This window comes from Phenylobacterium sp., from assembly GCF_041920015.1.
GTDB lineage: Bacteria > Pseudomonadota > Alphaproteobacteria > Caulobacterales > Caulobacteraceae > Phenylobacterium.
The window spans coordinates 18,533-30,155 of record NZ_JAYRST010000037.1; the positions used below are offsets into that span (position 1 = coordinate 18,533).

Below are 11,623 nucleotides of genomic sequence, written 5' to 3' on the forward strand. Positions count from 1 at the left end.
AGTCTTGAGCGTGATCCGTTTCTAACGAAACGGATCACGCTCTAAGGGAAGGGCCTCAGCGCTTGCCTGGCCAGGTCAGGAAGCCGTTGGCGTCGCGGCCGGCCGCCGGATAGGTGCAGCATGGACCGGCCGGCGCATAGACCGGCGGCTGCTGAGTGTAGACCGGCCCCGACGCATAGGCGGGCGCCGGCGCATAGGCCCGCGGGGGCGGCGCCGGCTCGTAGTAGCGCGGCGGAGGCGGCGCATAACGCGGAGGCGGAGGCGGCATGTAGGCCTGCGGCGGCGGAGCATAGGCCTGCGGAGGCGGCGGCGGATATCCACGATAGGACTCGTAGATCTCCTCCTGCACGATCCGCCCGCCTTGCGCCTGCGGGGGCGGCGGAGGCGCGACCCGCGCATATTCCCGCACCTCTTCGTGGCGCTCGACCCGCGCATGCTCGCGCTTGGGCGGCGCCGGCGGCGGAGCATGGACGACGGGCTTGCTGCGCGCCTTGGGCGGGTGGCGGCGCACGACCACCGGCTTGGCCGGCGCCTTGCGGGCGACCTTCGAGGGCGGACAGGCCTTGGCGATGATCTCGGCCGGATCGGGGCAGGCCTGCGCCGCAGGCGTCGGAACGACCGCCGTCTCCGCCGCCGGCGGGGCGGTCGTCACCGGCATGGTCACCGCGCCCGGCGCGGCCGGTTGCGGTGGTCCGGCGGCGCCCACGCGTGGCGGGCCCGCGGCGTCGCAGGCGGCGAGAGCCCCAAGGGCGGCGATGAAAAGTCCTGTGCGCAGGCGCATGGCGATGTCCCGGCGTCTTCTGCCAATTTCGCCGCAAGGATGCGGATCGGATTCCGTTAACGCTGTGCTTTTCACCGTGGGCGCGAAGACGCCGGCCGGCAAGTTCGTCGTCCAGGGGAAGCCAGCGCCGCTCATTTCGGCTTGAAACGCCGCGCCAGCGCCCACAGCGCCAGGCCCAGCCCCACTCCGACCGCATCGCCCAGCGCATCGCGCCAGTCGCCGCTGCGGCCGAACGGCATCAGCGACTGGGCGACCTCGATCGCCACGCCCAGTCCGAGCACGGCGCCAGCCACCAACAAGCGGCGATGGGTCGACATCAGCAGCCCGACAACGGTGAGCAAGCCGAAGGCGATGGAGTGGGCCGCCTTGTCCCACAGAAGGTTCGAGCCCGGCACGTCCTCGTTCGGCGCCAGGGTCATGTAGAGGATCACCAGCACCGCCGCGCCGAACACCGCCAGGCGGATCGGCCGGGGAATGAATGAGAAGAGCGGGCCCATCTCGCCTTAGTAGACGCCCGCCGCGGCGACGGCGAGCCTTTCAAAAGCCGCCCGCTCCCGTTAGCTTCCGGCGAAATTCAAACGAGAGTTTAAGTCCATGGCGGTCGAGGCGGTGATCTGGGATTTCGGCGGGGTCTTCACCTCCTCGCCCTTCGAGGCCTTCAACCGGTACGAGGCCGAGAACGGCCTGCCCAAGGACCTGATCCGCAGGATCAACGCCACCGACCCCGACACCAACGCCTGGGCGCTGTTCGAGCGCAACGAGATCGACACCGCCGGCTTCGACGAACTGTTCCTCAAGGAATCCACCGCGCTCGGCCATCCGGTGCCGGGCCGCGAGGTGCTGCCCCTGCTCTCCGGCTCGCTGCGCCCGCGCATGGTCTCGGCGCTGAAGGCCTGCAAGCAGCATTTCAAGGTCGGCTGCATCACCAACAACATGGTCACCCACCACAGCCCCGGCGCCGATGCGCCCCAGCGCGCTGCCGGGGCCATGGGCCTGGTCATGCCGCTGTTCGACCACATCATCGAAAGCTCCAAGGCCGGGGTGCGCAAGCCGGACCCGGCGATCTACCTGATGATGTGCGAGGCTCTGTCGGTGAAGCCCGACGCCTGCGTCTACCTCGACGACCTGGGCGTGAACTGCAAGCCGGCCGCCGCGCTCGGCATGCGGGCGATCAAGGTGGTCGACGTCGACCAGACCCTCGCCGAACTGGCCGCCGCCACCGGCCTGCAATTCGACGAAGAGGCGCTGGCGTGACCCGTCCCGCCCGCATCGGGGCCGAAGCCGCGCTCGGAAACCTGCCCGGCTGGCAGGTCGCGGCCGGCGAGCGCGAGGCGATCACACGCACCTATCGCTTCGCCGACTTCAACACCGCCTTCGGCTTCATGACCCGGACAGCGATCCGCGCCGAACAGCTCGACCATCATCCGGAGTGGTTCAACGTCTACAACCGGGTCGAGGTGATCCTCACCACCCACGACGCGGGCGGCGTCACCGAACTGGACGTGAAGCTCGCGCATTTCATGGACGCGGCCGCCCAGGCCGCCGGCGCGCAATAGAGCATTTTCCGCCGAAGTGGATGCCGGTTCGGCGTAGAAAATGCTCCAAATCCAAAGAGTCTTGAGCAAGATCCGATCCAGTCGGATCGGATCTTGTTCTAACCGCCCTCAGTTGATGAGCATGGTGCCCAGCAGCAGCTTGGCGCCCGTTCGGCCCAGGATGCGGTCGGCGTCGCGCTGCATCGCCGCGCCCAATACGTCGGGATTGGGCGGCAGGGCCGGCGTCATGCCCGCCGCATAGGTCTGAAGGGTCTGGACGAAGGCCGCGCGCAGCCGCGGCAGTTGCAGCTCGGCCGCCTTGCGCAGCTTGGCGTCGGGCACGTCCAGCCCGACCTCGACGGTCAGCACTCCGCGCCGACCGTTCGGCCGCCTGACCGTCGCGGCCAACGCCTGCATCTGGAGATAGCTGCCCCCGCCGCTCCGCTTCTTCTCCTCGGCCTTGGGCCCCGCGGCCAGAAGGCCCGGCGCGGCCAGGAAGACGGCGAGTGCGAGAAGGCGGCGACGACGCATCGCCGCCAGCAAGCCACATCATGGTTAGAGCTCTCTTTACGAGCTTGGCCGAACAGTGCGCCCAACGATTCGCGTTTTCGCCGAAGGAGCGCCGCCTTGGCCCGGTTCGCACCCACCCGTCTCGACCTCGACGGCAAGGTGATCTTCGTCACCGGCGGGACCGGGTCCTTCGGGCGACGGTTCATCGAGACCGTCCTCACCCGCGCACGCCCGCGCAAGCTGATCGTCTTCTCGCGCGATGAGCTGAAGCAGCACGAGATGCAGCTCGACCTGGCCGAGCGGTTCGACGCCGAGACCCTGCGCTGCATGCGCTTCTTCCTGGGCGACGTGCGCGACCGAGAACGCCTCTCCCTGGCCATGCGCGGCGTCGACATCGTCATTCACGCCGCCGCCCTCAAGCAGGTGCCCGCCGCCGAGTACAATCCCTCGGAGTGCATCCACACCAACATCATGGGCGCCGAGAACGTGGTGCGCGCGTGCCTGGCCAACCAGGTCAAGCAGGTGATCGCGCTTTCGACCGACAAGGCCTGCAACCCGGTGAACCTCTACGGCGCCACCAAGCTGGCCTCCGACAAGACCTTCGTCGCCGCCAACAACCTCTCCGGCGACATCGGCACGCGCTTCGCCGTGGTCCGCTACGGCAACGTCGTCGGCTCGCGCGGCTCGGTCGCCCCGCTCTTCCAGCGCCTGATCGCCCGCGGCGCCGCCGAGCTGCCGATCACCGACGAGCGCATGACCCGCTTCTGGATCACCCTGAACCAGGGGGTCGACTTCGTGCTCTCCTCGCTCGACCTGATGCGCGGCGGCGAGATCTTCGTGCCCAAGATCCCCTCGATGAAGATGACCGAGCTGGCCGCGGCCATGGCCCCTGGCCTGCCGATCCGCGTCATCGGCATCCGCCCCGGCGAAAAGCTGCACGAGATGATGATCTCCGCCGACGATGCGCGCACCACCGTCGACCTGGGCGATCGCTACGCCATCGAGCCGGCCTTCGTGGAGTTCTCGCGCGAGGCTTACGCCAAGACCCGGCCGCAGGTGGCCGAGGGCTTCTCCTACGCCAGCGACACCAACGACGAATGGCTGTCGGGCCCCGACCTCCTGGCCCTGCTGGACGACGGCCAGCCCGAGCGCCGCCGCCGGGCCACCGACTGATGCTGCCCTACGGCCGCCAGACCATCGAGGACGACGACATCGCCGCCGTCGCCCAGGCGCTGCGCGGCGACTTCCTGACCACCGGCCCGACCGTCAAGGCGTTCGAGCGGGCCTTCGCCGAGACGGTCGGCGCCCGCTACGCCGTCGCCTGCGCCAACGGCACCGCGGCGTTGCACCTGGCCATGCTGGCGCTCGAGGTCGGCCCGGGCGATGCGATCGTCGCCCCCTCGATCACCTTCCTCGCCACTGCCAACTGCGCCCGCTTCGTCGGCGCCGAGGTGGTGTTCGCCGATGTCGATCCCACCACCGGCCTGATGACGCCGCAGACCCTGGCCGACGCGCTCGGGCGCCTGGACGGCCGCCGCCTGCGCGCAGTGCTGCCGGTGCACCTGCGCGGCGACGCGGCCGACCTGCCGGGCCTCAAGGCCCTGGCCGAAACGGCCGGCGCGGTGCTGGTCGAGGACGCGCCCCACGCGCTCGGAACGCGCACCGCTTTCGGCAATGAGGCCGGCCTGATCGGCGACTGCGCCCATTCGGCCATGGCCACCTTCTCCTTCCATCCGGTCAAGACCATCGCCACCGGCGAGGGCGGCATGGTGACCACCAACGACCCGGCCCTGGCCGAGCGCCTGCGCCGGCTGCGCAGCCACGGCATGATCCGCCCCGAGGGCGCCGATCCCTGGTGGTACGAAATGCCCGAGGTCGGCTTCAACTACCGCCTGCCCGACATCCTCTGCGCGCTCGGCCTCTCGCAGCTCGCCAAGCTGGACCGCTTCGCCGCGCGCCGCCGGGCGCTGGCCGCGCGCTACGATGCGGCCCTGGCGCCGCTGGCGCCGCGCGTGCGGCCCGCCGAACGCCCCGCCTGGAGCGATCCGGTCCTGCACCTGATGAGCGTCCTGATCGACTTCGAAGCCGCCGGCCGCACCCGCCGCCAGGTGGTCGAGGCGCTGAAGGCCCGCGGGATCGGGACTCAGGTCCACTACATCCCCGTCCACACCCAGCCCTACTATCGCCAGCGCTACGGCGAGCTGGACCTGCCGGGCGCGCGGGCCTGGTACGAACGCTGCCTCTCCCTGCCGCTCTATCCGGGCATGGAGGACGCCGACGTCGACCGCGTGGTCGAGGCGCTGGGCGAGGCGCTAAGGGCCTAGAGCCCTTTAGGGTTTGGTGGAATCACCAAACCCGTTGAAAGGGCTCTAAATCAAGCCTGTAGAGCGCGTTCGGGCGGGCGAACCGCTTACACTTCGCCCTAACGCGCTCTAGAATTCTTCCCAGCCCTCGTCGGCGGCCGCGCCGCGCGGCGCCCCGCCGCCCACGGCGGCCACGCGCGGCGCCGGACGGGCCCGCGGGGCCGAGGGCGCAGTGACCGCGGCCTGCTGCGATCCGCCGGTCTTGAACTGGCCGATCAGCCGCGCCAGCTCCACCGCCTCGTTGGCCAGCGAGTGGCTGGCGGCGGTCGACTGCTCGACCATGGCCGCGTTCTGCTGGGTCACCTGGTCCATCTGGTTGACGGCGGTGTTGACCTGCTGCAGCCCGGTGGCCTGCTCCTGGGCGCTGGCCGCGATCTCGGTGACGATGCCGTTGATCTCCGCCACCTGGGACACGATCTGCTGCAGCGCCTTGCCGGTCTCGGCCACCAGCCCGACCCCTTCGCCGACCTGCGCGCCGGAGGCGTTGATCAGCGTCTTGATCTCCTTGGCCGCCTCGGCCGAGCGCTGGGCCAGGGCCCGCACTTCGGAGGCGACGACCGCAAAGCCCTTGCCCGCATCGCCGGCCCGCGCGGCTTCGACGCCCGCGTTCAGCGCCAGCAGGTTGGTCTGGAAGGCGATCTCGTCGATTACCCCGATGATCTGGCCGATCTGCTTGGAGCTGTCCTCGATCTGGCCCATCGCCTCGGTCGCCCGGCGGACCACCTCGGCGCTGTCGGCGGCGTTGGCGCGCGCGGTCTCCACCACGCCCTGGGCGGTCGTGGCCCCCTCGGCGGTCTTGCGGACGGTTGCGGTGATCTCGTCCAGCGCCGCGGCGGTCTCCTCCAGGCTCGCGGCCTGCTGCTCGGTCCGGCGCGACAGGTCGTCGGCCGCCTTGCTGATCTCGTCGGCGCCCGAGCGCATCGAGGCGGTCGCCCCGACCACCACGCCCATGGTGTTCTGCAACTGGCTCATGGCCACGTTGAAGTCGTGCTTCAGCGCCTCGTATTCCGGCGCCACCTCGGCCTCGACGCGGGCCGTCAGGTCGCCGTGGGCCAGACGCTCCAGCGCCTTGGCGAGCGCGGTGACCACCACCGCCTGCTGCTGGGCGGTCGCTGCGCGCTCGGCCTCGGCGTTGCGGCGCTCGGTCTCGGCCGCGGCGTTCGCCGCCTCCTGGCCCGCGCGCAGGGCGCGGTTCTCGGCCAGGCCGTGCCGGAAGCCTTCCAGCGCCCGCGCGATCTCGCCGATCTCGTCATGCTTGTCCGCCCCGGCCACCGCCTTGTCGTAGCGCCCGGCCGACAGTTCGCCGACCGCCGCCGTGACGCCCGCCAGCGGCTGGCGGACCAGCTTGCCGATCGCCACGAACAGCGCGCCCAGCACCAGGGCCAGGATCACCAGTCCGCCGACGGCCAGCCAGATGGCCAGGGTCCGCGCCGGGCCGGTGATGTGCTTGGTCGGCACGTCCATCACCACCGCCCAGGTCGAGTTCAGGCCGGGCAGCGGCGTCGGCGCCACCAGCCGCTCGACCTTGCCGATCGACTGGTCGAGACCGGGCAGCAACACCGCCTTGCCGTCCCTCATCACGCCCTTCACCCGCTCCAGGCCCGGATCGGCATAGGGCTTCATCCGCAGCTTGGCGTCGGGATGCGAGACCCAGTTCGCCTCGGGCGAAACCAGCATCACGCGGCCGTCGCCGAACGGGCGCAGCGCACCGAGCTCGGCCGAAACCGTGTCCAGCGCCAGGTCCAGGCCCGCCACCCCGATCATCTTGCCGCCGGACATCACCGGGAAGGTGACCGAGGTCATCGAGACCGACTTGCCGTCGATGTCGTAGGGATAGGGTTCGACGATGGCGGCTTTGCCGCTCTTGAAGGTCGTCTGATAGAAGGGCTGGTCGTAGTCGTTGCCGGTGTCCAGCGGCTCCAGCGTGATCTGGCCGTTGCTGTTGACCCAATAGGGCGTGAACTGGCCAAGCTGGTTCGACCCCACCGCCGTATTGCCGGCGAAGGCCTCGTCCTGGCCGTCCACCGCGTTCGGGATCTCCATGAACCACGAGCCGAGGATCATCGGCGAGGCGCTGGCCGCCGGGCGGATCATGTCGGACAGCACCTTGCGGTCGCGCACGCCCGCCGCATGCGCCGCGCCCAGGGTCTGGGCCATCGCCTTGCCGATGCCCTGGATCTCGCCGAGATCGCCGGCCACTTCCGCGGCCGCCTTGCCCGCCAGGGCCTGCGCGTTCTGATTGGAGAGGTTGCGGACCATGCCGCTGGCGTTCATCGCCACCAGGGCGGCCGCCAGCAACAGCAGGGCGCCGATCGCGCATCCCGCCGCCAGCATCAATTTCCACGCGATCGACAAGCGAGCCAGCATCTACTTCCCCAGGCTTCGGACGTGAACTCAAACGGCGCCGCTCAGCGGCCTCAGGCGGCGGCCGCCCGCAGGTCGGGCGGCAGGATGCAGTCGAGCGCCAGCAGCGACACGATCCCGGTCTCGGTGGTCATCACCCCGCAGACATAGGCGGTGGATTCGGCGCTGCCGACTTCCGGCGGCGGCTGGATCAGCCCCTCGGTGACGGTCAGGATGTCGGACACCGCATCGACCACCAGGCCCATCTGGGCCTCGCCGATCTGCGCCACCACCACCACTGAAGACGCCGTCGGATTGGCCGCGCCCAGCCCCAGGCGCGCGCCCAGGTCGATGACCGGCAGGATGGCCCCGCGCAGATTCATCATCCCCAGCACGTGCGGCGGCGCGTGCGGCAGCGGCGTGGCCGCCGTCCAGCCGCGGATCTCGCGCACGGCCATGATGTCGATGGCGTAGGCCTGTTCGCCGATGCGAACCGAGATCAGCTCGGCCCCCGGCGAAGGAATACGCAAAGCAGCGGCGTCCATCGGAACTCCTCCCAACTGGCTCCCGGCGGCCCGAGCTTCGGGCCCCTTTGCATTCTGCTGGGTGATTTGATCCATTTGATTAACGGCGCCGCTTGGCTCGGGGCCGCACGTCGCCGGCGCGCTCTGGGGCGACATCGAGGAAATCACCGCGGGAACCAGGACCAGACTTGCCGATCTCCGTCCCGCTCGAGGTCATTCCAGATATTCCCGGAGCGCTGACATTCCACGACTATCCACAGCCGGCTTCTCCTTTGTTAATCGCGCCAGGCCAGAACTCGACAAATCGTCGCAGTCGCCGAAGCCGCCGGCTCTTTTACCTGCGCGGTCCGGGCCGGCGGCTCTGTCTCCTCATGGATCGTCGGCCAGGCCTCGCCAGGCGCCGGGTGGCGGCGGCCCGGCGTCCGCTGTACCCATGGATCGTCGGCGCAGGCTTCGCGCCGAACCTTCCGGGGAGGAGACGAGATGGCTTCCAGTTCGCCGGCCGCCGGTCGCTCGGCCCTCGCCGCCGCCCTGGCCGCGGCGCGCCGCGTCGTCGTCTTCACTGGGGCCGGGGTCTCCACCGAATCCGGCGTGCCCGACTTCCGCAGCCCAGGCGGGGTCTGGAGCCGCATGAAGCCGATCTATTTCCAGGATTTCGTCGCCGACGAGGCCAGGCGCCGCGAAGCCTGGAGCCGGGTCTTCTCCGGCGCGGCGAAATGGACAGACGCGCGGCCCAACGACGGCCACGCCGCCGTCGCCCGGCTGGTGGCCCAGGGCCGGGCCAGCGCCGTCATCACCCAGAACGTCGACAACCTGCACCAGGAATCGGGCGTCCCCGAGGACAAGGTGATCGAGCTGCACGGCAACGCCCACTACGCTCGCTGCCTGGCCTGCGGCCTGCGCCATGAGTTCGACGACTTCCGCGAAGCCTTCCTGCAACGCGGGGAAATCCCCGTCTGCCGCGCCTGCGGCGGGCTGGTGAAGTCGGCGACGATCTCGTTCGGCCAGGCCATGCCGCAGGAGCCCATGGAGCGCGCCGAGGCCGCCGCCCTGGACTGCGACCTCTTCCTGGTGCTGGGGTCTTCGCTGGTGGTCTACCCCGCCGCGGGCTTTCCGATGCTGGCCAAGCGCAACGGCGCCCGTCTGGTCATCGTCAATCGCGAGCCGACCGATCAGGACCCCTACGCCGACCTCGTGCTGCACGACGAGATCGGCCCGGCCATGCGCGAAGCCGTAGGCCTCTAGCCCGCCTTGCGCAGCGGGCGCGCCCGGACCTTGGTGGGCAGCGGATCGGTGCGGAAGTCGCCCACGGTTCCCAGCTTGGCGTTGCAGGACGGGCAGCGGATCACCACCGCGTCCTCCAGCTCCGCCTCGATCGAGAACCCGGCCCCGCACGGCTTGCACTTCCAGTCGTGTTGCGGAGGCGGAGGGGCGGCGGGCGGCGCAGGCGCCTTCGCGGCCGCCGGCGGGACCACCTTCGGCGGGTTCTTCAGCGACAGGATCGGGCGGCGCTTGGGTTCGTCGCTCATCAATGGACCCTTCAGGTGCAGGCTCGCAGCGGCTGCGGCGCGAGCCGAGGCGTTCTCCCTTCTCCGGCCCCGACATGCAACACCAAAGGCCGCGGAAATCGCCGACACGCCCAAGCTTGGCCGCACGCACGAAACCGGCTCGCCGCCGACCGCTGTTCGTGACAGCTTAAGATGTTTCGAGCTTAAAGGGACTGACGTCTCGTTCCCGGTTGCGGCGCCGCCCCCCATCCTTGCGGCGCCCATCTTGCAGGAACGAGCGGGCGACACACTCGGGGAGAAACCGATGAAATTGAAATTGACTCATGGCGCAGCGCTGCTGGCCTGCATCGCCATGAGCGGCTGCGGCATGTTCGGCGGCGGCGACAAGGCCCCCAAGGGGCAGGTCGTGGCGACCGTGAACGGGCAAGAGATCACCATCACCGAACTGAACCGCGAACTCGGCGGCGCGTCCCCGGCGAACCCGGAGCAGCGCAAGGCGCTCGAGCAGGCGGCCCTGCAGTCGATCATCAGCCGCACCCTGGCCGCCCAGGCGGCCAAGGAGCAGAAGCTCGACAAGACCCCGCAATTCGCCCAGCAGGAGCTCCAGGCGCGTGACGCGATGCTGGTCGGCGCCCTGCAACGCAAGATCGCCGCCACCGTGCCGAACCCGACCCGCGCGGACGCCGAGAAGTTCATCTCCGAACATCCCAACATGTTCGCCCAGCGCCGGGTGATGGTCGTCGACCAGATCATCACCGGCCGGTTCGACGACAAGCTGATGAAGGAATTCCAGCCGCTGAACACGCTGGAAGAAGTCCAGGCGGTGCTGGATCGCGAGAACGTCGAGTATCAGCGCACCACCACCGTCCTCGACACCCTGAACGCGCCCGAGGGCCTGTCCCAGACCCTGCTGAAGCTGCCGCCCGGCGAAGTCTTCGTCTTCCCGCGCGGCAACGCGGTCTTCATCAACCAGATCCGCGATTCCCGCACCGTGCCGTTCACCGGCGACCGCGCCGTGAACTTCGCGACCGCCGGCCTCAAGCAGACGCGGGTCCAGGAAGCCCTGGCCCGCCAGCTCGAAACCCTGCGCAAGGCGGCCGAGGGCAAGATCACCTACAACGACAAGTACAAGCCCGAACCGGCCAAGCCCGGCGCCAAGCCCGCCGCACCGGCGGCCCCGGGCGCGGCTGCTCCCGCCGCCCCTGCAGCGCCGGCCCCCGCGGCGCCCGCACCGGCCGGCGCGACCACCTGATCGCCCCGCCTTCGTGAACGCGAAAAGCGCGCCGGTTCCCCCGGCGCGCTTTTTTCATGGCTGCGCGCGCCCGCGCGGCGTCTCATTTCGAGATGTCGTGAAAGGATGGTGCCGCTTACAGGACTCGAACCTGTGACCCCCTCATTACGAATGAGGTGCTCTACCAGCTGAGCTAAAGCGGCCTGGCGTCGCGCTCGCGGGCCGATTTGGCTGCGAGGGAGCGCCTACTTAGCGACTCTCGGCGCGCTCGCCAAGCGCCCGCTTCACAAGGCCGCCGTTCTCCCGCCGATCAGCCCCGGTCGAGCAGGTTCAGCATGGCCGCTTCCAGCGGGAAGGGCGGCGAGGCCAGCCCGGCCGACCCGACCTTGGCCAGGGGCGCCAGCACCGCCTTGGACAGCCCCAGGATGCGCAGTTGCGGCTGCGGGTGGGCGCGCAGTACGCCCGCCAGCGTCCGGGCCGCCTTGGGCGAATAGGCCAGGGCCACGTCCATCCCGGCCAGTTGCGCGATCTGGTCGGCGCTCAGCCGGACCGGCACCGCGTCGTAGAGGGTCAGGGGCCGCACCTCGACCTTCACCCGCGCCAGGGCGCCGGCCAGGTCGCCCGCCGGCTCGGCCGCGCCGGGGTGCAGCACCGCCCCGCCGATCTCCGCGCGCCGGGCGGCGATGCGCTCGGCCAGCGCCTCGACGTCGCCGTCCGCCGACAGCACCCGCCGAAAGCCCGCCTCGCGCGCGGCCTGCGCCGTCGCCGCCCCCACGGCGAACACCTGCAGCGAGCGGTCGGCGCAGGCCTGCGCGAACGCCCTCAGCC

At 70.2% G+C, this 11,623-nt stretch carries 13 protein-coding genes and 1 tRNA gene; 6 read left to right on the forward strand and 8 right to left on the reverse strand.

Annotated elements, in window-relative coordinates; genetic code table 11:
• Positions 1 to 55 precede the first annotated feature (55 nt).
• Positions 56 to 781 carry a hypothetical protein gene (locus ACE3TL_RS09705; RefSeq protein ID WP_374578508.1) on the reverse strand — a complete coding sequence of 242 codons (726 nt, stop codon included), beginning with the start codon at positions 779 to 781 and terminating at the stop codon, positions 56 to 58.
• Positions 782 to 912: 131 nt separating this feature from the next.
• Positions 913 to 1,278, reverse strand: a complete 366-nt coding sequence (locus tag ACE3TL_RS09710; protein WP_374578509.1) for a VanZ family protein — start codon at positions 1,276 to 1,278, stop codon at positions 913 to 915.
• A 97-nt stretch (positions 1,279 to 1,375) separates the two neighbouring features.
• Here ACE3TL_RS09710 and ACE3TL_RS09715 point away from each other — a divergent pair, with 97 nt between their 5' ends.
• Both ACE3TL_RS09715 and ACE3TL_RS09720 read left to right on the forward strand, forming a co-directional pair.
• On the forward strand, positions 1,376 to 2,035 hold the full coding sequence (locus ACE3TL_RS09715) for an HAD-IA family hydrolase (protein WP_374578510.1): 660 nt from the start codon (positions 1,376 to 1,378) through the stop codon (positions 2,033 to 2,035).
• Positions 2,032 to 2,337: a 4a-hydroxytetrahydrobiopterin dehydratase gene (locus ACE3TL_RS09720; protein ID WP_374578511.1), complete on the forward strand. Its 306-nt coding sequence runs from the start codon at positions 2,032 to 2,034 to the stop codon at positions 2,335 to 2,337. The genes ACE3TL_RS09715 and ACE3TL_RS09720 overlap by 4 nt, the downstream gene beginning before the upstream one ends.
• Positions 2,338 to 2,445: 108 nt before the next feature.
• On the opposite strand, the gene ACE3TL_RS09725 is transcribed toward ACE3TL_RS09720, so the two are convergent.
• A complete protein-coding gene (locus tag ACE3TL_RS09725) occupies positions 2,446 to 2,847 on the reverse strand; it encodes a hypothetical protein (RefSeq protein WP_374578512.1) in 402 nt (133 codons plus the stop codon).
• A 96-nt stretch (positions 2,848 to 2,943) separates the two neighbouring features.
• Here ACE3TL_RS09725 and pseB point away from each other — a divergent pair, with 96 nt between their 5' ends.
• A complete protein-coding gene (gene pseB / locus ACE3TL_RS09730; protein WP_374578513.1) occupies positions 2,944 to 3,999 on the forward strand; it encodes a UDP-N-acetylglucosamine 4,6-dehydratase (inverting) in 1,056 nt (351 codons plus the stop codon).
• A complete protein-coding gene (pseC, locus tag ACE3TL_RS09735; RefSeq protein WP_374578514.1) occupies positions 3,999 to 5,150 on the forward strand; it encodes a UDP-4-amino-4,6-dideoxy-N-acetyl-beta-L-altrosamine transaminase in 1,152 nt (383 codons plus the stop codon). Before pseB ends, pseC begins: the two co-directional genes overlap by 1 nt.
• A 108-nt stretch (positions 5,151 to 5,258) precedes the next feature.
• Here pseC and ACE3TL_RS09740 read toward each other — a convergent pair whose 3' ends face one another.
• Positions 5,259 to 7,556 (reverse strand): methyl-accepting chemotaxis protein, encoded by a 2,298-nt coding sequence (locus ACE3TL_RS09740; RefSeq protein ID WP_374578515.1) that lies wholly within the window; start codon positions 7,554 to 7,556, stop codon positions 5,259 to 5,261.
• 50 nt (positions 7,557 to 7,606) lie between these two features.
• Positions 7,607 to 8,077, reverse strand: coding sequence for a chemotaxis protein CheW (locus tag ACE3TL_RS09745; protein ID WP_374578516.1), 471 nt, complete (start codon positions 8,075 to 8,077; stop codon positions 7,607 to 7,609).
• A 462-nt stretch (positions 8,078 to 8,539) separates the two neighbouring features.
• Between ACE3TL_RS09745 and ACE3TL_RS09750 the strand changes: the two genes are divergently transcribed.
• Entirely contained in the window at positions 8,540 to 9,301 is a 762-nt protein-coding gene (locus tag ACE3TL_RS09750; RefSeq protein ID WP_374578517.1) for an NAD-dependent deacetylase, read from the forward strand.
• On the opposite strand, the gene ACE3TL_RS09755 is transcribed toward ACE3TL_RS09750, so the two are convergent.
• Positions 9,298 to 9,585, reverse strand: coding sequence for a hypothetical protein (locus ACE3TL_RS09755; RefSeq protein ID WP_374578518.1), 288 nt, complete (start codon positions 9,583 to 9,585; stop codon positions 9,298 to 9,300). The two genes, ACE3TL_RS09750 and ACE3TL_RS09755, sit on opposite strands and share 4 nt — an antisense overlap.
• Before the next feature lie 283 nt (positions 9,586 to 9,868).
• Here ACE3TL_RS09755 and ACE3TL_RS09760 point away from each other — a divergent pair, with 283 nt between their 5' ends.
• Complete coding sequence (locus tag ACE3TL_RS09760; RefSeq protein ID WP_374578519.1) at positions 9,869 to 10,816, forward strand: SurA N-terminal domain-containing protein; 948 nt, start codon at positions 9,869 to 9,871, stop codon at positions 10,814 to 10,816.
• A gap of 106 nt (positions 10,817 to 10,922) precedes the next feature.
• Here the strand turns inward: ACE3TL_RS09760 and ACE3TL_RS09765 are convergent.
• A tRNA-Thr gene (locus ACE3TL_RS09765) sits at positions 10,923 to 10,998 on the reverse strand.
• Positions 10,999 to 11,105: 107 nt separating this feature from the next.
• A partial coding sequence (locus tag ACE3TL_RS09770; RefSeq protein WP_374578520.1) for a uroporphyrinogen-III synthase occupies positions 11,106 to 11,623 on the reverse strand: 518 nt, incomplete at its 5' end.

Bases quoted from the DNA above. Each gene is read 5' to 3' on its own strand.
- ACE3TL_RS09705 (WP_374578508.1), bottom strand. From the start codon at position 781: ATGCGCCTGCGCACAGGACTTTTCATCGCCGCCCTTGGGGCTCTCGCC.
- ACE3TL_RS09710 (WP_374578509.1), bottom strand. From the start codon at position 1,278: ATGGGCCCGCTCTTCTCATTCATTCCCCGGCCGATCCGCCTGGCGGTG.
- ACE3TL_RS09715 (WP_374578510.1), top strand. From the start codon at position 1,376: ATGGCGGTCGAGGCGGTGATCTGGGATTTCGGCGGGGTCTTCACCTCC.
- ACE3TL_RS09725 (WP_374578512.1), bottom strand. From the start codon at position 2,847: ATGCGTCGTCGCCGCCTTCTCGCACTCGCCGTCTTCCTGGCCGCGCCG.
- pseC (WP_374578514.1), top strand. From the start codon at position 3,999: ATGCTGCCCTACGGCCGCCAGACCATCGAGGACGACGACATCGCCGCC.
- ACE3TL_RS09740 (WP_374578515.1), bottom strand. From the start codon at position 7,556: ATGCTGGCTCGCTTGTCGATCGCGTGGAAATTGATGCTGGCGGCGGGA.
- ACE3TL_RS09745 (WP_374578516.1), bottom strand. From the start codon at position 8,077: ATGGACGCCGCTGCTTTGCGTATTCCTTCGCCGGGGGCCGAGCTGATC.
- ACE3TL_RS09750 (WP_374578517.1), top strand. From the start codon at position 8,540: ATGGCTTCCAGTTCGCCGGCCGCCGGTCGCTCGGCCCTCGCCGCCGCC.
- ACE3TL_RS09755 (WP_374578518.1), bottom strand. From the start codon at position 9,585: ATGAGCGACGAACCCAAGCGCCGCCCGATCCTGTCGCTGAAGAACCCG.
- ACE3TL_RS09760 (WP_374578519.1), top strand. From the start codon at position 9,869: ATGAAATTGAAATTGACTCATGGCGCAGCGCTGCTGGCCTGCATCGCC.